The organism is Persicirhabdus sediminis (genome assembly GCF_016595495.1).
GTDB lineage: Bacteria > Verrucomicrobiota > Verrucomicrobiia > Verrucomicrobiales > Akkermansiaceae > Persicirhabdus > Persicirhabdus sediminis.
In genome coordinates this window covers 14,165-40,631 of sequence record NZ_JAENIM010000029.1, presented here as the reverse complement: position 1 = coordinate 40,631, position 26,467 = coordinate 14,165, and the positions used below count along the sequence as shown (strand labels likewise).

Annotated in this window: 20 protein-coding genes; 9 read left to right on the top strand and 11 right to left on the bottom strand. The window is 48.9% G+C overall.

All coding sequences use genetic code 11. The annotated features are described in order from the left end of the window. Positions 1-951, top strand: a 951-nt coding sequence (locus JIN82_RS05720) for a transposase (RefSeq protein WP_200310680.1), incomplete at its 5' end; no start/stop codon positions are given. Positions 952-1,205: 254 nt separating this feature from the next. Here the strand turns inward: JIN82_RS05720 and JIN82_RS05715 are convergent. The 3 genes from JIN82_RS05715 to JIN82_RS05705 form a co-directional block, all read right to left on the bottom strand. Continuing rightward, the gene (locus tag JIN82_RS05715) at positions 1,206-4,484 is read right to left on the bottom strand and encodes a glycoside hydrolase domain-containing protein (protein WP_200310679.1); all 3,279 of its coding nucleotides are present in this window, start codon (positions 4,482-4,484) and stop codon (positions 1,206-1,208) included. Between the two features lie 545 nt (positions 4,485-5,029). Continuing rightward, positions 5,030-6,040, bottom strand: coding sequence for a polyprenyl synthetase family protein (locus tag JIN82_RS05710; protein WP_200310678.1), 1,011 nt, complete (start codon positions 6,038-6,040; stop codon positions 5,030-5,032). A 144-nt stretch (positions 6,041-6,184) separates the two neighbouring features. Next, the gene (locus JIN82_RS05705) at positions 6,185-6,739 is read right to left on the bottom strand and encodes a shikimate kinase (RefSeq protein WP_200310677.1); all 555 of its coding nucleotides are present in this window, start codon (positions 6,737-6,739) and stop codon (positions 6,185-6,187) included. Between the two features lie 70 nt (positions 6,740-6,809). On the opposite strand from JIN82_RS05705, the gene JIN82_RS17565 reads away from it, so the two are divergent. From JIN82_RS17565 to JIN82_RS05670, 7 genes are all read left to right on the top strand, one after another. After that, complete coding sequence (locus JIN82_RS17565) at positions 6,810-7,859, top strand: L-threonylcarbamoyladenylate synthase (protein WP_200310676.1); 1,050 nt, start codon at positions 6,810-6,812, stop codon at positions 7,857-7,859. 64 nt (positions 7,860-7,923) lie between these two features. After that, positions 7,924-9,918: a murein biosynthesis integral membrane protein MurJ gene (gene murJ, locus JIN82_RS05695; protein ID WP_200310675.1), complete on the top strand. Its 1,995-nt coding sequence runs from the start codon at positions 7,924-7,926 to the stop codon at positions 9,916-9,918. A gap of 72 nt (positions 9,919-9,990) precedes the next feature. Then, complete coding sequence (locus JIN82_RS05690) at positions 9,991-10,797, top strand: 3-keto-disaccharide hydrolase (protein ID WP_200310674.1); 807 nt, start codon at positions 9,991-9,993, stop codon at positions 10,795-10,797. Positions 10,798-10,920: 123 nt separating this feature from the next. Then, complete coding sequence (locus JIN82_RS05685) at positions 10,921-12,648, top strand: sodium:solute symporter family transporter (protein ID WP_200310673.1); 1,728 nt, start codon at positions 10,921-10,923, stop codon at positions 12,646-12,648. 284 nt (positions 12,649-12,932) lie between these two features. Then, on the top strand, positions 12,933-14,327 hold the full coding sequence (dnaA, locus tag JIN82_RS05680) for a chromosomal replication initiator protein DnaA (RefSeq protein ID WP_200310672.1): 1,395 nt from the start codon (positions 12,933-12,935) through the stop codon (positions 14,325-14,327). A gap of 130 nt (positions 14,328-14,457) precedes the next feature. Beyond that, entirely contained in the window at positions 14,458-15,561 is a 1,104-nt protein-coding gene (dnaN, locus tag JIN82_RS05675) for a DNA polymerase III subunit beta (protein WP_200310671.1), read from the top strand. A 174-nt stretch (positions 15,562-15,735) separates the two neighbouring features. Next, positions 15,736-15,948, top strand: coding sequence for a hypothetical protein (locus tag JIN82_RS05670; protein WP_200310670.1), 213 nt, complete (start codon positions 15,736-15,738; stop codon positions 15,946-15,948). Positions 15,949-16,028: 80 nt separating this feature from the next. Here JIN82_RS05670 and JIN82_RS05665 read toward each other — a convergent pair whose 3' ends face one another. From JIN82_RS05665 to hemB, 5 genes are all read right to left on the bottom strand, one after another. Next, complete coding sequence (locus JIN82_RS05665; protein ID WP_200310669.1) at positions 16,029-16,229, bottom strand: hypothetical protein; 201 nt, start codon at positions 16,227-16,229, stop codon at positions 16,029-16,031. Positions 16,230-16,367: 138 nt separating this feature from the next. After that, a complete protein-coding gene (locus JIN82_RS05660) occupies positions 16,368-16,832 on the bottom strand; it encodes a RidA family protein (RefSeq protein WP_200310668.1) in 465 nt (154 codons plus the stop codon). 23 nt (positions 16,833-16,855) lie between these two features. Further along, positions 16,856-18,478: a CTP synthase gene (gene pyrG / locus JIN82_RS05655; RefSeq protein WP_200310667.1), complete on the bottom strand. Its 1,623-nt coding sequence runs from the start codon at positions 18,476-18,478 to the stop codon at positions 16,856-16,858. A gap of 19 nt (positions 18,479-18,497) precedes the next feature. Next, positions 18,498-19,328: a 3-deoxy-manno-octulosonate cytidylyltransferase gene (gene kdsB / locus JIN82_RS05650; RefSeq protein ID WP_234041793.1), complete on the bottom strand. Its 831-nt coding sequence runs from the start codon at positions 19,326-19,328 to the stop codon at positions 18,498-18,500. 285 nt (positions 19,329-19,613) lie between these two features. Next, positions 19,614-20,606 carry a porphobilinogen synthase gene (gene hemB / locus JIN82_RS05645; protein ID WP_343221726.1) on the bottom strand — a complete coding sequence of 331 codons (993 nt, stop codon included), beginning with the start codon at positions 20,604-20,606 and terminating at the stop codon, positions 19,614-19,616. 244 nt (positions 20,607-20,850) lie between these two features. Here hemB and JIN82_RS05640 point away from each other — a divergent pair, with 244 nt between their 5' ends. Continuing rightward, entirely contained in the window at positions 20,851-21,702 is an 852-nt protein-coding gene (locus JIN82_RS05640) for a bile acid:sodium symporter family protein (protein WP_200310665.1), read from the top strand. A gap of 13 nt (positions 21,703-21,715) precedes the next feature. Here JIN82_RS05640 and JIN82_RS05635 read toward each other — a convergent pair whose 3' ends face one another. The 3 genes from JIN82_RS05635 to JIN82_RS05625 all read right to left on the bottom strand — a co-directional run bounded on the left by JIN82_RS05635 (position 21,716) and on the right by JIN82_RS05625 (position 26,343). Then, complete coding sequence (locus tag JIN82_RS05635) at positions 21,716-22,225, bottom strand: hypothetical protein (protein WP_200310664.1); 510 nt, start codon at positions 22,223-22,225, stop codon at positions 21,716-21,718. Positions 22,226-22,771: 546 nt separating this feature from the next. Continuing rightward, on the bottom strand, positions 22,772-23,689 hold the full coding sequence (locus JIN82_RS05630; RefSeq protein ID WP_200310663.1) for a UbiA family prenyltransferase: 918 nt from the start codon (positions 23,687-23,689) through the stop codon (positions 22,772-22,774). Positions 23,690-23,826: 137 nt separating this feature from the next. Then, the gene (locus JIN82_RS05625; RefSeq protein ID WP_200310662.1) at positions 23,827-26,343 is read right to left on the bottom strand and encodes an AsmA family protein; all 2,517 of its coding nucleotides are present in this window, start codon (positions 26,341-26,343) and stop codon (positions 23,827-23,829) included. Positions 26,344-26,467: the final 124 nt, after the last annotated feature.

Below are 26,467 nucleotides of genomic sequence, written 5' to 3'. Positions count from 1 at the left end.
CGCATGGCGCGCTTCTCAGGCATAAAAATCCTGACTTATTGTTTGATGGATAACCATTTTCACTTGCTCATTCGCGTGCCTAGCAGGGTGAAATTTAACGCCAAGTTTGAAGCCTACGAGTCACAAGGTAGGCCAGACGAAAGACCGACGCAAACCAAGCAGCAAGGAGAAGAGCGGCTGATCGACCACCTGCGAACGCTGTATAGCAAAGCGTACATCAGCCAGCTGCGAGCCGAGTTGGCGCACATGCGCGCCAATGGCATGGAGCGCTATGCTGATGAGCAACTAACTAAATACAAAGAGCGTTTTTGTAACTTAGAAAAATTCGTTAAAGAACTCAAAGAGCGCTACAGCCGATGGTATAACAAAACTCACGGTAGACGCGGTGCGCTGTGGATGGGCCGTTACAAAAGCGTGTTGGTAGAATCTACTAACAAACCAGCCGAACACGAAACCGGTGAAGATTTCACCGCGCTGCATGCCATCGCCGCCTACATCGATCTGAACCCAGTTAGAGCGGGCGTCGTTAGCGATCCAAAAGACTACCGCTGGTGTGGTTACGCCGCCGCGCTGGCTGGCAGCAAACGCTGTCGTTACGGGCTCTGCGAGTTGATGCGCGTAGCGCAAACCAGCTGGCTCAAAAACGCCCATCGCTACCGACTCTGGCTGATAGAAGACGCTGCCGTGACTAATGAAAATGCCAAATCTCAGCTAGAAAATGAACGTGCTAGAGAGGGCAAAATCTCACCCGCCGAGCTGCTACGACACAAAATAAAATACTTCACCGACGGCGTGGCCATCGGCGGCAAAGCCTTTATCAACAATCAATTCAGAACTCACCGCAAAAAATTTGGCAAGAAACGCAAGCAAGGCGCAAAACCTATCACCTCAGCTGGCCAGCCAGCTGAAAGTCCTAGCAAACTCTACTCGCTACGAAGGTTTTCCAGCTAGACACATGGTAACTACAGATACGCCGTCATCATGACGTTTTGGTGGGAGATTGTTTTGATTGGCTGAAAGTAGATGCGAGGTGGTGATTGCGCAGAAATTTCTGTGAATCACTTATTCATGCCGAGCGATTTGCCTATTTCAGCTAAAAAAGAAAAAAACCTGACCAGCTAGGCTGATCAGGTTTTCAGTGCATCTACGCAATTAGCGCAGAATTAACTAGCCAGCTGGATCATGTAACCCAACTGGCTGGGATATTATTTCTCGCTAGCGATGAGGATCTTGCCGCCGAGTTCTTCCAGCTTGATCTTATCGTTGGCTTTGAATTGGCCAGCATCTTGCATGCCGTCAATTGCTGGAGCAGTGAGGGTAACTTTGGCTGGATCGAGCCCAAGAGCTTTCCAGTCAACGTCAAGAGTCACTTCGCAGTCACCTTTTTCCCAGCTAGCAATCACCAGCATGGACTCGCCATCTTTTTTGTAGATGGTCATAGGTACGTTATCGAGGTTGGTTTTACCCAGTGGCTTCTCAGAGAAGTAGCCAATCCACTCAGCGTCTTCGATTTTGAAGTCGTCCCAGAGTTTCCACAGCGCAGCTGTTTCTTCTTTGCCGCCCCAGTCGAGTCGACGTGACATACCGTAGAGCATACCACGGTACTGGTTAGCTGTAGGGCTGCCTGAGAGGATTTCACCTGTGAGGCCAAATGGAATACCTGATACTTCTACCAGCCAGTATGCTGGGTCAGCAGTGTACTTAGCTCCTTCACCGTACCACATGCTATCACAGTATGGTGCGTGCTGAATCCATGCGTAGTTAACGGCTCCATGGAAATCGATTTGTGGAGCAGGAAGACCTTCGATGGTCATTGCTTTACGAGCACGTTTGATGATACCGCGGTCGTAACCGATACCGTCGAGGTAAACACCACGGACGCCAGTATTCTTTCTCAGCCAGTTGAGGCCTTCAACGTAGAAGTTGTGCCAGCGGCTCAGACCTTGTACTGAGAATGCGCCATCGTGTTGGCGACCAACTTTGGTTTCGAGTTCTTCGTCAAGTGAGTGCACGTTAGTGTGCCATCTTACGCGGTAATTGTCGCGCATGTGCTCACTCATCCACTGACCACCAGTACGTGTAAAGCGGTCGATCTGAGCTGTAGCAGGCTGTGGGTCCAATGTTTCAAAGCCTACATCATCACAGAGGATTTCGTCACCTAAGCTACGGAGAATCCAGAGCTCTTCACAGCGAGTAGAAAGTTCGCGCACTGTGTTGTAGAGTTTGACTGAGATGTCTAACTTAGCAGCCTCATCAACAAATGCTTTCAGACCTTGTGAGTCGATGAACGGGTAGTTGATGTGACGGTTCCAAGTAGCACCGTGGTGGAGGTTAACCACTTTAGCGCCATGTTTTTTGGCGTAAGGAAGCTCAGGGTCCATACCTGGCTTACGGTGGTTGATACGGAATCCCCAACGGTCACCGCGGATCGGCTTGAATGGTGTAAGCAGGAGTGAGAAGTTCAGCTCAAGAGGTTCATCAGGTGAGATAGTGATTGCACCTGTGTTAACGGAGACCACTGCAGTATTATTGGATTCACTGATCTGGTAGTTACCGTTGCCACCGTTTTCCCATGTTGGGGAGGTAGGTGTGGACTTCTTAGTTTTGTTCTCTGCGTTCCACTCGTCTTCGTGGTTTTTGAGGATACAACCAACACCGACGTTGTAATCACCTGACCAGAATGCCTGGTACATGATGCCACCTTCGATTGGAATGTTGGCTTTCTCAGGTCTGAGGCCAGCGATATTTGAAAGTGAACCCGCAACGTATTTTGCGGTGTCAGCTTGCAGTGGCAGAGTCAGCGCAACATTGTCGAGCTTAACTGCTTGATCAGAAGTGAATGTGTAACGGTAGCGGATGTAGCCATCTGCTTCGAGTTTACCTTCACCAACAAGTTTGATTTTGTCTGATGTCTGAACAGTTTCAAATGAGATCGCTCCAACTTTCTCAGTGACGTACTTGATGCCTTCTGACTTCAGGGCGATATCGCCGTTGGCGCCAGTGAGTTTAAGGCTGGCTGCCTCAGCAAACAAATCCTGGCCGTTTGGCTGGATTGAATACATGTCGATGTAACTAGTCAGCTGTTTTGGCAGGCCATTTTCAGCTAGCTCAACTTCGCGGCCGAGTAGGCTGATTTTATTGCCTTTACGCTCGAGCGGAGTGAATGGAGTCACAACGTCGTCGTCATTAGCACCACGAGTAGAATCGAGCCAGCGAAGGCGAGTAAGCTTGCTTGGGTTGCTGTCACCGTGATCTTCGAGAACGGCGCCGCTCACAGCTACGGTGAGGTCGATTTCTTGAGTTGGGAATCCGTCAGCAGTGATGGTGAGTTTGCCGTTATAGTTGCCGGAGGCAGTTTTTGGCAGCATGATGCCACACCACATTGGTTGTACGCGGTTAGCGCCTACTTCTACTGATTTTTCAAATGGCTTACCAGTCCAGTCATTACCACCATTTTGGAAGCAGTTCATCTGGTCTGTTGAGATTTCTTCGCTGCCGTTTGAGATTGGGCTGAAATTCACTTTGAGGTTTTTCAGTTCCGCCATGGCGTAGACACCCATCTGGAACGGGATGTACTCACCTGGTTGAGCTTTCACAGTGAATTTGTCAGATGTGCCATTTTGCACCCAGTGCTGGGGCATGTCGCGGCGCATCTTGATTTGGTTTTCACGTGGCTCAGGGAAAACGAGGAATCCATTAGCTGAATTTTGCTTGCTGAGGAAATCAGCAGTCTCTTTAGCTGTGGCAATGGTCTCCATGTTGTCAAACAAGTTGCGTGACTGAGTGGATGGATCGCCTGAAATCTTGAGAGCTTCAAAGGCAACAACGGATGCCTGAGGAAGTTTATCCAGCTGAGCTGCTTGAGCTTTGCTGTCGTTAAGGTTGTTTGCTTTGAGCCACTTGGCATCAGCAGTGTCCTTTTTAGTAACGTAAGTAACCAGCGGGTACTCAGCATTCAAATCAGCTCTTTTGTAGCCAGTTGGCTTGGAGCTAGCCATCTTGCTCGGGTCGAAATTCTTTTTGCCTTTAGAGGCTTTTTTCAGAGCATTTGGGTCAGCTTCGAGGATGACCTGGGCTGGGTTGCGTGGCTGGTGAGTGTAAACTGCGTATAAACCTGGGCCTGCACTTGCATCAAAGATGATTTCACCGGACTCGCGATCGCTTTTGATGATCACACGGTTATCAACTGTTTTGCCGCTATCGAGATGAACGACGAGAAGGTTATTTTTCTCAGAGAGGCGGCCTGGACGGCGCCAATCCATCTTGGCAGCTACAGCTGGGCTGGCTTTGTCTACTTTGAGCAGCACACGGTGGTTACCAAGTTCTTTTTGCCAAACGGCAACTTGTCTTGGAGTGCTAACATCATTGCCCGCCGCGATGGCAGGAGTAGCAGCTGACATAGCGAGCATCACACCTAAGCTCAGGCATGTGATCGTTCGGCTGCTATGAGAAAATAAAGGACTGGTTTTATTTTGGTCATTCATAGTGATAATGTGGATTATTTTATCTATTCTGGCACAGGCCAGATAGCTTCTTTCGGATAGAAATTTATTGTTGATATCTCTATACGACCAAAAATCATTTTTATTTGAAAAATCAGGCTACTTTGCTGTCAAATCATCACGATTGTGCAATTCCGATTGAAATTTAGCGCCTTTGGTTTCTTTGGGTGGGTGACAGGGGGTGATTAGTTGGTTTGCAAGGAGGTCTCACGAAATAAGGGGTGGCCTAGCCTGGCTGTGGAGCTTTTAATTAGGTTTGTGTGCTGCGCTGGCTGACCTAATGATTTTTTCGGCGTGGCGGTGGTGGCCGCATTTTGATGGCGATTTGTAGCATCGACTGTTATCGCTAAGGACTTTATCGCTGATATACGGCGGTTTAATCGATTCTCCAAATAGTGTTGGCTGGTGCCGTCTAGCTCCAGCTGGAGGTAAAGAGGTGAGCTGGGCGATTTGCTCTAATAGATAGGCAAAAAAATACCGCACGGCCAGCTGGCCATGCGGTGAGGAAAATTTAAATAACTAGAGGTTTACTTGCGGCAGTCGTTGATCAGCTGCTCGAGGTACAGGGTGACTTGGTCGAGACCGTCACGGTATTTATTTTCTGGCAGAACGAGCTTGAGGCCTTCGCGCGCTTCAACAAGTAGCTGGATGGCGGTGTCGATGGCGCTTTCTACAGCACCTTCGTATTCGGCGATGCCAACGAGCACGTGCAGGTCGAGCGGCTTCTGCTCGATGATGCGTTTATTGAGTTTGTCACGTTGCTCTTTATTGGCGACTTCCAGCAAATTGAGCATTGGCAATGTGAGTTTGCCCTTTTCTAGGTCGGTGCGCAGAGTTTTGCCCACTTCTTCTTCGTCGCCCACGAGGTCGAGAACGTCGTCGTAGATTTGATAGGCAGTGCCGAGCTTGAGTCCGTATTGGTAAAGTTTTTCTTCAGCATCTTCCGATGCGCCGGAGAGGGCGCCAGCGATGCCAGCTGCGGCGGCAAATAACGCGCCGGTTTTCATTTCGATAATGCGGAAATACTCAGCCTTGCTCAGGGTGAGATCAAAGCGGCGTTGAGTCTGGATGACTTCGCCTTCGCAAACTTCGCGTGATGCTTTGCCAACTTTGCTGCAGATATCGATGCTGCCAAATTCGGTGGCGAGCATGAGTGAGTGAGAAAAGAGTGCGTCGCCGAGGAGGACGGCCATGCCGTTGCCCCATTTGGCATTTGCTGTAGGGACTTTGCGGCGTGTATCAGCTCCGTCGATGATGTCATCGTGAACCAAAGTGGCCATGTGGATGAGCTCGAGAATGACGCCGATCTTGATGTGATCTTCGGTATTTTTTCCACCTGCAGCAGCTCCAGCGAGGATGGCGAGAACGGGTCGGAGACGTTTGCCGCTAGTATTGCAGATGTAGTCAATGTAAGGCGCGACGCCTGGGTCAAATCCCTCTACCTGTTGGCGGATCTGTGCTTCAACGACTTTGAGTTCCTTGCGAACGAGGTTTACAGGAAGTTGATGCTTATTTTTTGATGTGCGTATCAGCGCCATATGATCGGTAATTTCTTAGGAATAGGTGTCACAGTGTCAGCTGCATTGCAACTGCCTTTTGGGGGCGTGGGGGAAAACTCTTTGTCAGCTGATGGATTTAGCGAGTTGCTATACGTATCTAGCGCGAGTTTGTGTGAAGTGCCCTTAGTGGTGGCCGAAGTGGTAGCGGGCACTTTCGGAAATTCCAAGAGTTAATTCTCTTTGTGACAGGTCCGAGGTGGAAATTTTCACATGAGCGGCCGATTTGTACAGAGGTTTGCGTTCCTTGAGTAGTTTTTTGATCACGCTGAGCGGATCGTCAACTTGCAGCAGCGGGCGGTTCTGGTTGCGTGACGTGCGCTCGAGAATGATTTCTGGTCGCGCATTCAGCCAGACGACAAATCCCAGCTGGCGCAGCAGGTCGATATTTTCCGGTCTGCTGATAATGCCTCCGCCGGTGGCAATGATGTGGCAGGTGGTTTTGTTGGCTACCAGCTCGCGCAAGAGCTTGGTCTCCATGTCGCGGAAGGCTTCTTGCCCACGCGCTTCGAAAATTTCGGGAATGGTGAGTTTTTCGCGGCTTTCTATATAGTGATCTGTGTCAATCATCGTATAGTTTAGCGATTTGCTAAGCTTGATGCCGATGGTCGATTTTCCACAGCCCATAAAGCCGATGAGGATAATATTTTTCCTCATCGGGTTGGTCTGATCTTCATTCATGAGAGTGACACTACTGAACTAAGGTGAAATTTAAATTCTAATTACGGATATTTTCAGCTACCACGTCTGCGTGAGCACCACTAAAATCATCGAAGCTGATCCTGAGGACCCGCAAATCGCCATCAATGCTGCTGCTGAATTGCTTGCAGCTGGGGAGATTGTTGCCTTGCCTACCGAGACTGTGTACGGGCTGGCTGCCAATGCCTTGGATGAAAATGCCGTTGCTAAAATTTTTGAAGCCAAAGACCGCCCATCGTACGATCCATTGATTGTGCACGTTGCCAAACCTGAAGATGTTCATTTGGTGGCTGAAATTCCAGCTGAGGTGGAAGAAACCATCAACAAGCTGATGGCTGAGTTCTGGCCAGGTGCACTTACTTTTGTTCTGCCGAAAAAAGATTCCGTGCCTGATTCAGTGACCGCTGGTCTGCCTACCGTAGCTGTACGCATGAGCGCTCACCCAGTGATGCGTGCTATTTGCAAAAAATTTGGCAAACCAATCGCAGCGCCAAGCGCCAACTTGTTTGGTCGCATCAGCCCAACTTCTGCGCAGGCTGTGCTCAAGGAGCTCGGTGGTCGCATTCCAGCTATTATCGACGGCGGCGCTTGCCTCAATGGTCTTGAGAGCACCATCGTCAAAGTTCAGCCAGGTAAAAAATCTAAAGATGAGATCGTTCTGCTGCGCAGTGGTCCTGTGACACGTGAGATGATGTTGCCATTTGGTAAAATGGTGAAACCAAAGGTGAAGCGTGATGCTGAAGGGAAAGCTGATGCAAAAGCACAGGAATCTCCAGGTATGCTAGATAGCCATTATTCTCCAGTGACACCATTTAAGTTGCTTGAAAAACCTGAAGACTTTGTTGCTGAAGAAGGGAAAGTTTACGCTCTGCTCAGCCATCGCGGTACTTCTAAAGCTGGATACCTGCATCTGCATGACTGGGATACAGTGGAAATTCTTAGCCCAGGTAAAGGGAAGCTGTCAGAGGCTGCCGTGCGCTTATTCTACTGCATGCGCAAGCTGGATGAAGCTGGCGTGGACATGATTGTCGCTGAGCCGCTATCAGAAGTAGGCATTGGTGTTGCCATCATGGATCGACTCCGTCGCGCCAGCGAAAAGTAGGCTCGTGGGTCATTCGTGACTTACGCTTCATTAGAAATCTGCGACGCATATGCTGAAATCTATCATGAAAGTATCCGGCTTCACGGCAATTAGCCGGGTGCTTGGATTTCTGCGCGACGCATTTATTGCTGCATTTGTTGGGGCGGGTTTGGTTGGTGATGCCTTTTTTGCTGCCTTCCGTTTCCCTAACATGTTTCGCCGCATTTTTGGCGAAGGCGCCTTCAATGCGGCATTTGTGCCGATGTTTGGTCGGCGCGTGGCTGATGGGGGAAAGCCGACGGCGATGCAATTTGCTAACAATGCCTTCAGCACCTTGCTAGTGGTCTTGGGTATTGCCTCGCTGATAGCCATTCCATGCATGCCGTGGATTATGGGCAAGGTGATCGTGCCTGGATTTAATCCAGAGTCGGTTAGCGAAATTGCTCAAGAGGCTCAGCTGGTAGAAGCGCGCACCAAGCACGCCAAACAGATCTTCTTTTCGCTAGATGCTGATAAGAACCATCTAGAAGAAATCCAGCTGCACGATCTCACATTGGTGGTTGAGCAGGAAAAATCATTAGATTCACTTGGCGCGCTGCTGCGAATCTTTGAGCCCGGCGCGAAAGGTGAACACATTGTTCTCGATCAGAGCAATACGGTCATCATGCCTGCTGATGGTAGCGAGCTGAAATTATCAGCTGAGCAAAAAGAATTGGTGAAAAACCATCAACTTTTCAAGTTAACCGGGTTTGAGTACATAGAAGATCAGTGGGTGTTGACTGATGAGGTGGCTAACATTCAGCTGGCGAGCGGCAACCGGGTGAACTGGATTTCCAGCCAGATCGGCGCAACTGAAGAAAACCTTGGCCGCGTTGCTGAGCTCAGCATTTATCGAAATCATCCAGATACCTTGGCGCTAACGATTAAGCTTTCACAGATTACTTTCTGTTATTTGTTATTCATGGCGTTGGTGGCTCACATGAGCGGCATGCTCAATACCTTTAATATTTTTAGCATTCCAGCAGCTGCGCCCATATTATTGAATATTGTATTTATTCTTGGCTTGTCGATTTTTGTCTACGGCATGAAATCTGAGTTCCCTGGCCACGTGCTGGCTTGGTGTGTGGCTCTAGCTGGCGTGGTACAATTTGCTTTGTTATGGTGGGCGTGCAAACATTACGCCTGTCCTATTGTTATTAGCTGGCCGCATTTCAATGCCGACATGAAGCGGCTCTTTGGCCTGATGGGTCCTGGGGTGATTGCCGCTGGCATCCAGCAGGTGAACTTGGTGATAGGAACGATCATCGCTTCTTTCCAAGCTGGGGCTATTTCTTATCTGTATTATTCTGAGCGCGTCTATCAATTGCCGCTAGGTATGATAGGAATCGCGTTAGGTGTTGTCTTGTTGCCTGAGGTGACACGTCAATTGCGTAAAAATGACCGTGAGGGGGCTAACGAGAGTATTTTGCGTGGTGCTGAGTTCGGCTTGATTATTACGCTGCCAGCTGCGGTGGCGATGATGGTGATTCCGGATTCTATCATCTCGGTGTTATTCCAGCGCGGTGAGTTTGATGCCGTGAGCACCAAGGCGAGTGCTGCTGCTCTAGCTGGATTTGCTGTTGGCCTTCCAGGTTACGTTTTGATCAAGGTTCTTCAGCCGGGTTACTTTGCACAGGAAAATACCAAGTCGCCAATGAAGATGGCTGGGGTGACTGTGCTGGTGAATATTGTTGTTAGCCTGCTGTTGTTCCCTAAATTTGGTCATGTTGGTATTGCAGTGGCTACTTCCGTGGCGGCATGGGTTAATGTTGGTTTGTTAGTTTACGGCTTACGCGGGTTGGTGAAACCAAATGCCGCATTTTTACGTCGTATTTCCATGATGTTGGGTGCCAGCGTGCTGATGGGCGTAGTTGTGTTTGCTCTGCGTGTATCATTGATCAGCTGGCTCGATGGCAGTTTTATCGAGCGCCTCATTTCTCTATCAATAATGGTGGCTGCAGGTATGGCTAGTTACGCTGGATTTGTTTTATTGCTGAAGGCGACGAGTATTGCCGAGCTTAAGAGTTCGTTTAGGCGCTAGAGTAATGATAGGTAAAACCTGTTATTATTGATTGAGCTGATAGGGCGTAGATGCTAGTGCGTATAGATAGTTATGAATCCTATATGTCTCCCAAGCCTTTGCATGCTCGGTTCGCTGTCGTTAGCTGGAAGTCTGTCTCTTCTAGCGGGCCCTAAATTAACCCCGCTGTTGCCGCCGGATGAAAAATATCATGTTCATGATGTTAAGCGTCCGCGTCCGCAAAAAGTGGTTTCGCAGGGTGTAGTTGTGCAAGCTCCGCCAGCAGATGCGGTGGTGTTGTTTGATGGCAAGTCGACGGATGCTTGGGATAAGGCGTGGGAGGTCAAAGATGGGGTGATGATTGCCACTGGCGGTAAAGAAGCTGGCGACATCCGCAGTAAAGAATCCTTTGGCGATATGCAGCTGCACATTGAGTGGCGGGTTCCAGCTGGGCGTGAAGTCTCTGGGCAAAAAGGCGCTAATAGTGGCGTCTTCTTGATGGATAATTTTGAAATTCAAATTCAAGAGAGTCATTCTAACGTCACTTATGCGGACGGTCAGGCGGCGGCGATGTACGGTCAGTATCCACCACTAGTGAATGCTTCTACAGCTCAGGGTGAATGGCAGAGTTATGATATTATTTTTCAGGCTCCAGTTTATGACGAGAGCGGGCTGAAGTCTCCTGCGTTGGTTACTGTGATTCATAATGGCGTGGTGGTACAGGCTCAGCGAGCGTTTTTGGGGCCTACAAAGTTTCGCAAACTCGGTAAATACCCAGCATCCATGCCAGCGAAAGCGCCCATTAGATTGCAGTGGCACAGCGATCCTGTCGAATTTCGTAATATCTGGGCACGTCATTTGGTAGAGAAAGTAGAATCTCCAACTAAAGCCTCTAAGTGATTCATTTTTGAGGTAACTGAAATGGTGTTAATTACTGGCTAACAATGATGATATTGGGGATTTATCGACCTTCAATGATTTGGTGATTGTTGGCTGGAAGATTAGGGTGATAGGGTCTGCGGCATGGAGCCTCAAGTTCACGAACTTTTTACTAACTGGGATTGGGTAGTCATCGTTGGCTACCTCATGCTGACGACATTAGTTGGCCACGCGATGCGCGGTAAGCAGGGCACCATTAGAGATTTCTTTCTCGGTGGTCGTTCACTGCCATGGCCTGCTGTTTGTGGATCTATCATAGCGACTGAAATCAGCGGCGTGACCTTCATTGGTGTCGCTGGTACGCTCTTCGCGTTGCATGGAAACTTTACCTATCTACTGTGGGGGATAGGATCGGTGCTCGGTCGTATCATCGTCGCCAAATATTTTGTTCCTGTATTTTATAAAGATGAAATTTATAGCCCATACGACTATATGGGCAAGCGACTGGGCTCTCCTATCAAAACGCTAGCGACCGTTGTATTTACCGTCGGTAGTATTCTAGGACAAAGTGTGCGTGTGTTAGTGGCTGCGATCCCGCTTCAAGTAGTCACAGGTTTGCCAATCTGGATCTGCATCGTCGCCATCGGTATTTTTGCTATCGGGTGGACATTGATGGGCGGCATGCGCACGGTGATCTGGACCGACGTGATGCAGTTCTGCCTGTTCACTTTTGGTGGGTTTTTGGCTCTGTTCTGGGTGGTGAATTCGCTTTCTGGCGGCTGGGCTGAATACTGGCAAACTGCCGAGCAGTTTGGCCGTACTAAAACATGGGATACTACTTTTGGTTTTTCAGCTGAATTGCAGTTTACCTTATGGGTGGCTATCATTGCGGTGCCATTCCAGAATCTAACAGCATTTGGTGTTGATCAATTGAATGCACAGCGCATGTTCTGCTGCAAAAATGCTAAGGATGCAGCGAAAGCTTTGGTTTGGAGTTCAATGGGGCAGTTTCTAACTCTGCTGATGCTTTTGGTTGGTGCAGGTTTATTTGTTCACTACCATCAGAATCCATTTACACCGCAAGAGGGGGCGGTGGTTATGGACATTGAGCAACCTATGGAGTTATCCGCGAAGTACCAAGCTGCTGAGTTGGCGCTAACTGAAGCGCCGCGAGCGGCTCACCCCGATGCCTATCAGAATGGCGTGATCGTCAATCCTGAGCTAGTGTCTAACGTGCCTGTCCCAGATAAGAAAGACTCGGTCTTTCCAATGTGGATTGTCACCGTGCTGCCAGTTGGTTTGTCGGGTTTGATTCTAGCTGGAATATTTGCAGCCGCGGTTTCTAGTTTGGATTCCATTTTGGCGGCTCTCAGTCAGACCACGCTGTCTCTTATATACCATCCAGAAGATCGCACCGATGAAGAGTTGGAGGAAATGAACTTGGTGAAGAAGTCACGTTACTTAGTGGTGATGTGGGGCATTGGGTTGACCATATTTACTCTGCTGCTTCAGGTGGCGAGCCAGGGGATTCCTATTCTCAGCTTAGCTTTTGGTATGACGGCCTATGCTATGGGGCCGCTACTGGGATTATTTTTATGTTCATTGCTGGGCAGGGGGTCTGTTCGTGGCTTGATAGTCGGGGTCTGTGTATCATTCCTGCTGGTTCTCTTTATTCGCACCGATGTATGGGTTTTGGTGATAAAGGTGATTCCTGCGTTTGCTGAGCATCTAGCAAAACTGCCTACTTATGTTCTAACTGGTGAAGTGGGTGTAAGCCCATCAATTGCACCAGTTTACTGTTTTGTATGGGCCTGGCCAGTGACCACAGTTTTGACCGTCCTGTGCGGTTTACTTATTCCGAGTAAAAATTAAAAACCTATATGTACCAATGGATTGCGGCTGTTAGCACAGGTGTTTGACTTTTCTTGAGGTCCACTGCAGTCAAGGATTTTTATTTTTTTTTAAACTTTTAGCGTGGAACCATTGTGGAATGGGGAGTTAAATTTTTGCAAAAGTTAGAAGGCGTAAAATGTTTTGCAAATTTTTAAAAATTTGGCATTAACTTGGTCTTGCCGCAAGGCGACTCCATCACACATTTTCAAACCCAATTCCTATAATTTTAAAAAATGTCATCCGCTATCTCCATAAACGACAAAATGACTGAAGTTTCCAAAACCGAGCGTCTAGATTTACCTGGCCTTTGGGAAAAAATTTCAGTGTCGTTGAAGGAGTTAGTAAGCCCGGATGCATACAGTCGCTGGTTCCAATCTGCTGAGCTCATCGACGTTTCTGAGACTCAGGCGCTGCTCGGAGTGCCGAGTGATATGCACCAGGTGTGGATTGAGACTAACTACCTGCCAGAGCTGCAGAACGCCTTCACTAAGGACTCAGGGCTTCCTAGCAAGGTTTCCGTAGTGGTGGCTGAAGATGGCATCGTTAAGGCGGCTGTTAAAGAGGAGGCTGTATCGACTAGCTCTCAGGGTAGAGTTCAACCAAAGGGTGATATCGATAAGCGTTTGAAGACAGCTGGGCTGAATCCACAATTTGCCTTTGATCGTTTTGTGGTTGGTCACAATAACGAATTTGCCCACGCTGCTTGTGCGGCTGTTGCTGAGAAGCGCGGTGGGGCAGTTTACAATCCACTATTCATTCACGGTGGATCAGGTCTTGGTAAAACTCACCTGATGCAGGCAATTGGCCAGCAGTTGATGAATGATAACCCAAGCGCGCGTGTTGTTTACCTTACTTGTGAGAAATTCACTAACGAGTTTATCGACATGGTTCGCAAGGGGTCGTTAGAAAATTTCCGTAAGAAGTATCGTCGTGCTGACATTCTGCTGATCGATGATATTCAGTTCCTCGCTGGTAAAGAACGTTCGCAGGAAGAATTTTTCCATACCTTCAATACGCTGCTCGATCTGCAAAGTCAGATTGTTCTAACGTCTGATCGTCCAGCATCTGAAATCAAAAACGTCGAGCCGCGTCTTATCTCACGATTTGAGTGTGGTCTCACTGTAGAGATGCAGCCGCCTAGCATGGAGACGCGTCTAGCAATTCTGCAGCGCAAGATGGAAGATTGGGACGTGAAGTTAGATGACGGCCTGCTTTATTTCCTAGCTGAGCGCATTCGCAGTAACGTGCGTCGCTTGGAGGGTGGTCTTGTTCGTCTGGCGACATACGCGTCGCTAGGTAGCGGTCTAATGACTCAGGAGCGCGCCGAGGAATTACTTAAAGACATTCTTCGTCAGGAAGGCTCTCAGCGTGTGACTATCGACGCTATCCAAAAAGCTGTTTGTGAGCACTATGATGTGCGCATGGCAGATATGACTAGCCGTCGTCGTCCAGCGAATATTGCCTTTGCTAGACAAATGGCGATGTATCTTAGCCGTCAGCTCACACAAAGCTCTCTAATGGAGATTGGTGATGCCTTTGGTGGTCGCGATCACGGTACTGTTATTCATGCTTGTAGAAAAATTAAACAACGCATTGAGAGTGAGCGCGGTGTCGGCGATACCGTTGATTTATTAAGCTCTACGCTCTCTCGGGCGTAGGTGATAGACCCCTAGGTGGGGGAAATAATAGTAAAGGAAAGTTAATGAATGCTTGCCTTTGGTGAAAATCCAGACACAGTAATGTGCATCTGGAGTCGATTCGCGGCTCTGGGCCACTTATATTCGTCTTATGAAATTCACTATCACCAAGGAAGCGTTTTTGGACGTGTTGCAGCAGGTGCAGCACGTTGTAAGCTCTCGAGCTACATTACCAATTCTCTCAAACGTGCTCATTGAAGCCGCAAGTGGGAGTATTCGACTAACAGCAACAGATCTCGACGTTGGCGTGAGTGCTGTTATTTCAGCTGATGTCCAGCAGGATGGCGCGACAACACTTCCTGTTAAGCGTCTAGCAAGTATCGTGCGCGAGTTGCCTGCAAGTGAAGTTTCTGTAGAAGTTGGTAGTGATAATCAGGCTAGCATTAAGAGTGGGCCATCATTTTTCAAAATCATCGGTCTTGGTGAAGAGGAGTTCCCTCCACTTCCAACATTTGATGATGGTAAAGAGTATAAGATTCCTCAAGCGCTGTTGCTTAACGCGCTGAAGAAAACATCTTATGCCATCTCTAACGATGAGACTCGTTACGTGCTCAATGGCGTGTACGTCTCATTCAAAGAAGGCAAAGTAACATTCGTGGCTACAGACGGTCGTCGTCTGGCTATGGTAGAGAACGATCTCGAATACCCAGCTAGCAACGAAGCTGACATCATTGTGCCAGCTAAGGCTGTGGCTGAACTTCAGCGCATGCTCAGCGATGACGGTGATGTACATGTTCAGCTCAGTGGCAGCCAGATTAGTTTTGAAATCGACGGCAGCTTGATTGTTTCCAAGCTGATTGAAGGTAACTACCCTAACTACAAGCAGGTGATTCCAGGCCAGCGCAAAGAGCGTCTGAGCATTAGCCGTGAAGATTTCCTAAATACGATCCGTCGTGTTTCTCTGCTAACATCTGAGAGCTCTAACTCAGTGAAGCTTTCATTCAGCCAAGGCAGCGTAGATGTGCAGGCTAACTCCAAGGAGATTGGTAATGCCGAAGAGAGCATTCCAGCTGATTATAATGGCGAAGAGTTTTCTATCGCATTTAACCCAACATTCTTGATGGCTCCGCTGAAGAATCTCAACGAAGAGACCATTTATTTAGACCTTATCGATAGCATGAGCCCAGGTGTGGTTCGCATCGACGAGTCATTCCTGTATGTCATTATGCCAATGCGTGTGACTCAGCAGAAGTAATTAATATTCAAGAGGTTTATCCTTAGACGAATCGAAGTCCGCCATTCATTTCTATGAGTGGCGGATTTTTTTTGAAAAAAATAATGAAATAATTTCTGTCCGTAGTACTCATAGTAACGTGAGTATGATCACACGACCTATTGAAACGGTCGCCCAACCCTAAAAATACGAAATATGAAAAACGCAATCAAAGCCTGCTCCCTCATCGCCTTTATGTTCTCTGCACCACTCGCGCTCGCTGACAGCGACTGTGGTAAGTGTGGCGGTAAAGACAAAAAGAAAGTCGAAAAAACTGAATTCAGCAACGACTGCGGTGGCTGCGAAAAGAAAGATAAGTGCAAAAAAGACTGTGACAAAAAAGACTGCGACAAGTGCAAGAAGAAGTAGTCCTTGCTTATTTCTCTACTCAATTTGTTTGAGTTGATCGTATTGGCCGCTCCTTCGGGTGCGGCCAATTTTTTGTATCGTTAACGCCAGGAGTTGTGTGAGCCAGAGCTGCTTTCGATACGTGCGTCTTGGTCAAACCTGTCTGCATCCGAGACGTGGTTTTGCCAGCTATTTTGATTACTGGTAGGTCTGAGTTCTTTAGGGAGGTGTTGGTCTTCGTTAGTGACGCACGAGCTTAGGGTGAGTATAGTAGCTAGGAATATGAATTGGGTGAGGTTCATGCGCCTTAGTGAGATGATTTGCTAGGCTAGGTCAATTGATGATTTAGCTAGATGGCTAGAAATAAAAAAGCCCTGCAGCTGGGCTGCAGGGCTTGATGATAGAATTTTAGTTAGCTGGAGATTTTCTAGCTGGCTTGATTAATCAGCCACTTCGACAACGAAGTTGATCTCGACAGACACGTTGAGCGGCAGCGCGGCGGCGCCGAGAGCGGTACGTGAGTGAGTGCCGATTTCTTTGCCAAAGATCTGCACGAGGAAATCTGAGCAACCATTGATCACAGCTGGGTGGCCGTAAAAATCTGGCTCTGAGTTAACAAAGCCATTCACGGTGACGATGCGAGTGACTTTGTCGAGGTCGCCAATTTCCTCCTTCACCACGGCGAGGCGGTTCAGGGTGATCAGGCGCGCAGCTTCCTGAGCTGACTCGATAGATGTGTCTGTTGGAACTTTGCCAATGTAGTCTTCTGAGTCTAGCGGCGGGATGCCACCAGCTAGAAAGAGCAAGTTTCCTGAGCGCACACAGTTGAGGTAGCTACCAGCTGGTGCTGGTGGAGCTGGGAGCTCGTATCCTAATGCTTTGATTTTATCTTCTGCTTTGGACATGGGAGGTAGGGTTCTTAGAGTGTTTACTTGCAGTCGTTCTTGCGTGTTAGTGCTGCCTGCACAAATGCGAAGAAGATCGGGTGAGGTTTATTTGGCTTGGAGAGGAACTCTGGGTGGTACTGAGCGCCAATGAAGAATGGGTGATCAGTGATTTCCACAGCTTCTACCAGACCTTCTTCAGCTGAGGTGGCTGAGATCTTCAGGCCGGCGCCTTCGATCTGCTCACGGTAAGCTGGGTTGAACTCATAGCGGTGACGGTGACGCTCGGTGATAGACTCGGATTTGTAAATCTCAGCCATCTTAGTGCCTGGGGTGACTTTGGCTTCGTTAGCACCCAAGCGCATTGTGGCGCCCATGTCTTCGATGCCTTCTTGCTCTTCCTGCAGGCTGATCACCGGGTGAGCGGTGTTTTTGTTGAACTCGGTGGAGTTCGCGCCTTCTAGTTTGCAGACATTGCGGGCAAACTCGATGGTGGCAATTTGCATGCCGAGGCAGATGCCGAAGTATGGGATCTTGTTTTCACGAGCATAACGAGCTGCGCGGATTTTGCCTTCTGTGCCGCGGTCGCCAAATCCACCAGGGATAAGGATGGCGTCAACGTGCTTGAGGATTTCATCAGCACCACAGTCTTCGATTTTCTCTGCATCCACACGGAGGATTTTCACGCGGGTGTCGTTAGCGGCGCCGGCGTGAGTTAGAGATTCGTAGATGGACTTGTAGGCATCTTGCAGCTCGATGTATTTTCCAACAACAGCAACGCTAACTTCGTTAGCTGGGTTGATGATGTTATTGACGAACTGGCGCCACTCGGTGAGGTCTGGTGTGTCAGTTTCTAAACCAAGTTTTTCGCAGACGAGGCGGTCGAGTTTGTCGCGGCGCAGGTCGAGCGGACATTCGTAAATCGTGTGGTTGACGTCGTTGAAGGCGACCACGTTCTTTGGCTGAACGTTGCAGAACATGGCGATCTTTTGGCGATGATCTTCTTCCATGTCGTGCTCGGTGCGGCAAACGATGATGTCTGGCATGATGCCGATCTCGCGCAATTTAGCTACCGATTGTTGGGTCGGCTTGGTTTTCATTTCGCCAGCTGCAGAAATGTATGGCAGCAGAGTGACGTGGATGAAGCAGACGTTCTCGTGGCCAACTTCTAGTGCAAATTGGCGCATGGCTTCGAGGAATAGGTGACCTTCGATGTCGCCAGTTGTGCCGCCGATTTCAGTAATGATCACATCCGCATCGGTGCGCAGGGTGACGTCGCGCAGGCGCTCTTTGATGACGTCTGTGCAGTGAGGGATGAACTGAACGGTCTTGCCGAGGTAGTCGCCAGCGCGCTCTTTGCGGATGACGTTTTCAAAAATTTGCCCTGAAGTTAGGTTGTTGAAGCGGGTCAGCGTACAGTTAGTGAAGCGCTCGTAGTGACCGAGGTCGAGGTCGGTCTCGGCGCCGTCATCGAGCACGTAAACTTCACCGTGCTGGAATGGTGACATGGTGCCTGGGTCTACGTTCAGGTACGGGTCAAATTTCTGCAGGGTTACGGAGAGCCCACGGTGTTCTAGCAGGGTGCCGAGGGAGGCAGCGGCAAGGCCTTTTCCTAATGAGGAAACGACGCCACCGGTGACAAAGATGTATTTTGTTGGTTGAGACATGTCGGTAATATGGGCTCTATTAGTGAGATGATGGTTGTTTTGTTAAATACGCTTCAAGCTGGTTAGCTTGTTCTAATGTGTCGACTCCGCCGGATTCGTCATCAGTGATGATCACGCGGATTCGGGCACCATTTTCCAGCGCTCGCAACTGCTCTAAGGATTCTGCAAGCTCAAGCGGTGATGGTTGCCAAGTAATAAATGATTCTAAAAAGTCGCGGCGGTACGCGTAGATGCCTTTGTGGCGGTAAATCTTCAGCTCAGGGCTGTCGGCGCGACGGTAGGGCAGTGGGCTGCGGGAGAAATACATGGCATCACCAAGTTTGTTCATTACCACTTTAACCACATTTGCGTCGGCAATCAAATCGTCGTCGTCAATTTCGTTAGCCGCTGTAGCCATTGCCAAGCCCGCATCATTAAGCAATGACTCAGCCAGCTGGTCGATTAGTTCTGGGTCGATCAATGGTTCATCACCCTGAATGTTGACGATGTGGGTAGCCGCTGGATCTACCTGTGCAGCTTCAGCAATGCGATCTGTTCCCGTTGGATGATCGGCTGAAGTCATGGCAACGTTAGCGCCAAATGCCTGCGCTGCTTGGGCGATACGAGTATCGTCGGTAGCAATTAAGACGCCGTCGAGCTTGGAGCACTCCTGACAGCGCTCCCAAACGTGCTGCACCAATGGCTTGCCAGCTATGAGGTGGAGAGGTTTACCGGGGAAGCGAGTGGACGCCCAGCGAGCTGGAATAATTCCCAGAATGTGTGGTGATGGTTGATTGTCTTTCACGATACGCAAATCTGGACGGTACTTATGAACGATCTGCCCAGAAAGCCAAGCGTAAATCAGCATCATTTCGCTGCATGCGTATCAATCAACAAGGCGAGAAGGTGATACGTTTGATTGGTAAGTAACTAGCTTGTGTTACTGTGATTTCCAGCTAGCTGGATTTAGTAAGCTGGCGTAGCAGGCTAGTTAGAACTTAGAGAAAATGATAAACTCACCTGTGTTAGCCCTAGTGGCTAAGTTGTAGCGCAGTGGTAGTACAATGTGTTAGCGCCATTTGCTAGTGCTTGAAAATTCGCCACCCAGCTAGAATGCCGAATTCTAGCTGGCGGGAGATTTTAATTAGAGATCTATCTACGCGTCCTTCAGCCACTCAGCAGCAAGTTTGGCGTAGTATGTTAGGATCATGCTAGCGCCAGCGCGTTTGATGCCCATGAGTGATTCTAGCGCGATGGCTTTTTCGTTGACCCAGCCGTCTTTGGAGGCGGCTTTGATCATCAAATATTCACCGCTCACCTGATAGGCTGCGACAGGCAGGGTGGTGTGATCGCTGACTTTGGCGATGACATCGAGGTAGGGGCCAGCTGGCTTCACCATGATCATGTCGGCGCCTTCAGCCTCATCCAGCTCTATCTCGCGGATCGCCTCGCGGATGTTAGCTGGGTCCATTTGATAGGTTTTTTTGTCACCTGCTTTCGGCGCTGATTCCAGTGCGCCGCGGAATGGACCGTAGTAGGCGGATGCGTATTTGGCTGAGTAGCTGAGAATGGATACTTTTTCAAAACCAGAAGCGTCTAGAGCATCGCGAATGGCGGCAACGCGTCCGTCCATCATGTCGCTGGGTGAGACGATGTCGACACCGGCGCGGGCGTGGCAAAGGGCTTGTTCGCAGAGCACGGCGACAGTTTCATCGTTGACGATTTCCAGCTCGCCATTGGCATCTTTTTCTACCAAGCCGTCGTGGCCGTCGCTATTGTATGGATCTAGCGCGACGTCAGTGATCACACATAGCCCTGGGTAGGCGTCTTTGAGGGCGCGCACGGCACGCGGGACAAGACCAGCGTCGTTGTGACACTCAGCGGCGTCTGATGTTTTTAATGATTCGTCAATGGCTGGAAATAAAACCACAGCTGGAACGCCCAAGGCGTAGGCTTCGCCGGCTTCTTTGATTAGGCCTGTTAGCGACCAACGCACACAGCCCGGCATGGATTCAATCTGCTCGTCTACCTCTTTATCGTGGAGGAATAGCGGGTAGATAAAGTCGCTGGCGCTGAGTGAGGTTTCCTGCACTAATGAGCGGACAGCGGGTGATTTGCGGTTGCGGCGTGGGCGAATATGCATGCCCATTGCTACTGCCAGCTAGGGCATTTGTCACGCGCGAGATTTTCAAATTTCTTGCTAGTGTGAGGTGATTGAAATGAGGGTGTGTTCGAACTGTGTATGAAAAATTGTTTCTCTAATTTACGAGGAAATTTAAAGAAATTCGTTTCCGTGTTCGCTGGTATGATTGTATCACACGAACATTCAGCTGCGGTGCGCTTACGAGATTACGGCAAGCTGAGTGGACACACTTTTTTGTATCACCCTCAAAATGATAGATATAATTACTTCAGCTACGGTTTTTTGCCTGATGTTCATTGTTGGCACGGACTGTCGTCTTGCCGATTTCAGGAAATGTCTAAGGCAGCCGGGTCTGGTGGCGACGGCGATATTTGGCCAATATCTACTGGTTCCAGCTGTGACGCTGTTGATTGCCGTATGGCTCGACCTCGATGAGTCGATCACCCTTGCATTATTGTTGATGTCGGCATGTCCGTCTGGAGTGATTTCCAATACCTATACTTTTGTTTCTAGGGGCAATGTTTCGCTCTCCGTATCACTAACGGGCCTATCTACTCTGGCTGCATTTGTCATGACGCCACTCAGTCTGGGGATTGCGGTTTCTATGCTTAACGAAGTTGAGGGGTCGAAATTTCAGATCCCTCTATCAATCTTGTTTGCCCAGTTAGCATTTCTAATGATTCTGCCAACGACACTTGGCATGGTGGTGAAGCAGTTTGCTGATAGCTGGGTGACTAAAAATGCTAACTTATTGCGCTACGGCAGTTTGATTTTGTTATTTGTGGTGATAGGCATCGTGCTCTACGCCAGCCCTGGCTCAGTGATTCAGGAGTTGCGTCAGCTGTTTTTCCCTGCGCTATTAATCAGCACGGTGATGTTGTTAGTTGCTGTTTTGGTGGCTAGGGCATGTGCAGATAACTCAGCTGATCGCTCAGCGGTCATCTTCGAGTGGCCATGTCGTAATTTGGCTATCGCGGGGTTGCTAGGTATCACGGCGCTAGATCGACCGGAGTTGATGCTTACGGCTACCTCGTTCTTCCTTATTCAAGCGCCCTTTGTGTTGGGCTTGGCATTCTATCGTGCTCGGCTAATGCGTGCATAATAGCCCTAGCTGTTTATTTATTTATATTTCGCTGAACATCTAGTGTCGTTTGATAGATGCTGAGAAAATGAGAGCGAATGCTAGATGTTTGAACCAAGGTGTTGGATATTTTCCACAGTAGAAAAACGGCCAAGGAGCCCAGAGCAATGGCGCTCACTGAACGCTCGGGGAAGAATATGAGTAAAATTGTAGCGATGATGGCGCAGAGTAGGCTGAAATAGAGCTGGTTTTGTATGTTGACCCTTTTGCTCCAGATGGTGAGCGTGCATGCCTCGCCTTGTCGTTGTAGCTCGCCCGCGACGCTGGCTGGCCCAGTATTGCCGTAGTTGGCATGAAACTCAATGTGATCGTCGCTAGAGCTAGTGATTTGACCGCGCAGCAGTGGGGAGTTGTTGTAGCCCATCGCTGAAATGGGTGCTTCGTCTAGCTCGAGGGTGAGCAGCAAGCTTTGTCTAGCTTGCTCGTACGGCATATTTAGATTGAGGCATATCTTTTCAGATAGAACGGTTTGTTTGCTGAGCATGATTGATTTCTAATTATATGGCTTAAGCATCATTGTAAATGTACCTTTGTTCAAACTTGCCGGCCTCAGTGAATGGGGCTGGTGGTGATGGCTGTTTCGAGTTAGCTAATTGATATGGTCAGCCGAAATAAATGTTGGATTATATTTGCGCTTGGATTGCTAGTTCTCTTCTCTGGCTGGCTTAGTATTTCTCCATCATCAAAGTGTAGGTATAAGCAAATGGTGGCGATGAATCAGCCTGCGGCGATTGGTTATTCTTATGATGAATGGCAGATTGGCCAGAGGGATGTTACTGGTAGGAGAGTAGTAGCGGTCACCTATATGCTAGGCTGTTTGATTGGAGTTTGTATCTTTGCTGCAGCTTTTTCTAGTTTGCTAAGTCAGCTGGCTGGCTCAAGCTCGCAAGCTACTTTGCGACTGTTTTTATGCATGTTAGGCTGGCTGTGGATGGCATCAGGTATTGGCATTCACTACTTTCTTTGGGCGGAATTTTGATGCCCCATAGTTTAGCCGATAGAGGCTCCGCAATGGCGGCAATGCTGCCCGCTATGTAGCTGATGATATTTTCTGCAGCCCCAGTGCGCAGGCGAAGAAAATGAATGTTAGCCCGACCAGTGCTGGTGAATGGAAGCTGGCATAAATCGCGTCTATCAGACAAAATCCAGCCAGCGAATAACTGACGTAACCAATCTTGCTCTTTTTCAGTAGCTGGAACGAGACGAGCTGCCAGAGCCAGTAAGTCACGAGTGCGATGAGGGTGAACGCGATCGAGCAGTGAAGGCTAATGAAGCAGTTGTAGTTAGAGATTAGGGCGGCGAAAGGGAGGACAAATACGATGCTTGCTAGCAGCCGAACAGGGGAAGTTACATTAGCTTTGTGCTCGTGCCTAGCCACGCTAGCAAAGACATAGGTGTAGACAAACATGCTTAGTGAAAAGAAAATCACTGTTATTGCGATGCTGCTAGTTAGGTTCTCTGGGTGCTGGCTGATGCCAGCTGTTGCGGAAAATATGACTAGCAGCGCGCGGCATGAGCTCATGAGTGGCAATGCTAACTGAGGCTTCTTCTTATGCCAGATGGCGTAGGTGCAGATGCAGGCGACCATCGCAGTCATGGCTGTGCGTGTGGAAGTATCGGGGTATAGCAAGCAGATGAGAATATAGGCGAGGCCCATCATGCTAGCTCCCGTAGCCATCACTTTGCTTACGTTGAGTACGCCAGATGGTATGGGGCGGTTAGGGCGATGCTTGCGGTCGTAGTCGGCATCGATGGCATCACCCATAAAGCAGCCACCAACGTAAAATAGCGCATTGGCTAGGCATAGAGCGATGATCATCCAGAGAGATTCATTGCTGTGGCAGAAGCATGCGGAGCTCAGGAAGTAGGCGACGGCTGTAGTCGACCATACTGTTGGTAGGTTAGAAACTCGTCCAGTCGCTAGGCAGGCTTTAATGAATGGGCTCATAAATAGAAATTAGCTAAAAGCATTTTCCCGAATCGCCAATTAGATTTAGGGATTCATGACAAAGTGCCTGTCGCTGGTGAGGCAGAGTGAGGGAAATAATCAAAAATTCAACCCAAGAATGCGCGGGTTCAATACGCTTATTCTCTGACTTGTTGTGCTTTAGGCGCTTTGCTGAAAATGGGGTCGTTTTTACCTTTTTTCGGTGAAGAGAAGACGACAGCCCGCCATTTTGCCGATGATAGAGTTCCTGATCCTTGAAACTGAAAGAGTCCGGCGAATGGTTTTAGCGGGATCATTAGGATGCCTAACGGTCCTTTTGCGTTCATGCGCATGGTGGCATCAACAACTTTCGTTTTCATGTCGATGTTGCCCTCACCTGTAAATTTGATGGTGTTGGAAGCTGCGATGAAGTCGTTTGAGTAGATGATGCCGTCGCGAATCACAAAGCTCATGGAGGCATTTTCAACCTGCTCTCTAGCAATGTCCTTATCGTTGAGGATTCCGCCTATCAGCGGGCTGAGTGGTCCCAGCATAGGAATCGAGAATAGGTTACCATTTTCTAGTCCTGCATCACCTGAGCCGTTGAATTTACGAATGTCGTTAGCTGCGCCACTGAATTCTATATTTCCCGTGATCAGTCCTTGGTTGGCGTCAAAGTCGTAGATGCGGCCGATGTCACCCAGGTGGATGCGCTCACCGTGGAAATTTCCTTTATAAGTGACTAACTTTGGGTTGGTAGTTTTTACGTTGATATTGCCCTCTATGCTTCCTTGGCAAGCGACGAAGTCTAACTTGGTTACATCTACGCGGCCTTGGGTGATGTGCACTTTGCCTGATAGTCCGCGCACTGGCACATCTTCACCAAGCAATTTGTAGTCGGTGATGCCCTTGGATTTCACATTGATGAAAAAATCTGTTTTTGGCCACGGCCCGACGAGATCAAAGCTGCCATTGGCGCTAAGGCTTGGGGGGTGGTGGAATCTGTATTGCTCGATGTGATCGGCGACTTTAGTATGAAACAACCTAACGATAGGGGCTGGCCACACGGTGCCGTTAGCATTTTTGATGTGAACCATTTTGTCTGCAAAATTCACCTCTACCTGATCGGCTGTCACTTTGCCCGATGATGGGCCGCCCCATTTTTTGTATAATTTGTAATCTCTGTGGTCGCTGCGGATGTTGATGTCGTCGAATATCAAGCGCGTCGGGTTGATGTCAAAATCAGCTGAGGCGTGGTGAAGGTCTACTTTCTTGTAAGCAAATTTGTCGAGTTGCACACGACCGCTTACTAACCATTCTGCCTTATTGTGTAGGTCGTATTCGCCGGAGGCTTTGAGGTGAATTTTACTTTTCTTGCCGAGCTTGGCGCGGGACAGCGCTTGTTGGCCTTTTTCTGATTTGATAGAGGCGAGCAGTGGGTTGAAGCTTGAGTACGGTAAGGTGCTATCAAACTCGAAGCGAATCTTGCCGTTTTTATGTAGGCAGCGTCCCGAGAGTTCGCCATCGAGTCTTTTGGCCTGCAAGTTAGTGATGTAGACGTCGCCATTGCTCTTCCACGATACGTCGCCAGAAATAGCGTCAAATTCAGTTTTGAGAATCGTGCCGCTAGCATCGTTAAATCTACCAACCAAACGAAGATCGGGGAGTTGACCTTCGCGGATGGTGAAATCACCAGAGCAGTGGATGTTAGGTGGGGCGTCGAGAACTACGGGTAGCTCGATTTCCAAGCCAAAATATTCTTCCAACATGGCTTCGAGGTCGATGCTTGAGTCGGCGATGAAGCGTCCTCGTTTAGTCGCCATATGATAGTCAGCCTGTCCTTTAAGCTGTCCGTCTTTGAATTTGAAGGCTAGTTGGTCAACTGTGATGAGCTGATTTTTAAAATCACCGCGAATTAAAACGTCGCGTAGCGTGCGGTCTCCTTTGTTGAGTTCTTTAGCAATAATCTCTAAATCTACCCTGAGGTCTTGCGGGTTAGTTAGATTGCCTTCAACAAACACTTTGAGCACTGGCGGTGACTCATCTGGCCAGTGCCATTGTTTGAGTTCCTTGATGGTTTCGGTGATCAAGCGCAGCCGTGACGCGTGTGCAACAACGTCTTTTTCGCTGGCTGGCTTGGATTCGTCGATGAATTTGCGTCCCCAAAGTTTGGCATCTAGCTGGATATTGATGCCGCTAACATACCCTGATAGGCTGTTTGCTTGCAATACATCTGCCTCGGGCAGGTAAATATTGCCCTTCAGGTCGTGGATGTCGATGTGCTCGCTGCTTGGGTCAGCCGGATCTACGGCTAGGGAAATGTGAACGCCACGTAGATGGAGTTTGTTGACGCGGATGCCTTCGCCGCGCATTAGTTTCGACTTGTCTATGTCGATGATCATGCTAGCCATGTTAGCTGAGATGACTTCGCGCGTGGCATCTTCATAAATGGTCACTCCTTTGGCGACGAGCCCACGCGATGGGTCGTAGTGGACGTTGTCGAAATCTGCAACAATGCCCAGTTGCTCGATTTCAGCTGCTATTTTAGTGCGCCATTTTTCATCGAGGCCGACTTCGTTGTAATAAACCATCGCGGCTACAACAAGAACGACAATGAGGCTGCCAGCCAAAAATAGGCAGAGGCGGCATTGTCGTAATAGGCGCTTGATGAACATGCATTAATCTAGGCGCGAATCACTATGGATTCCAATTAGAATTTCTCGCCAATCGTCAATCGACTTTTAGATTTTCGGGCATAGTTGTTAACCTTAATTCTTAGGTGAACTATTTTTTGTAATT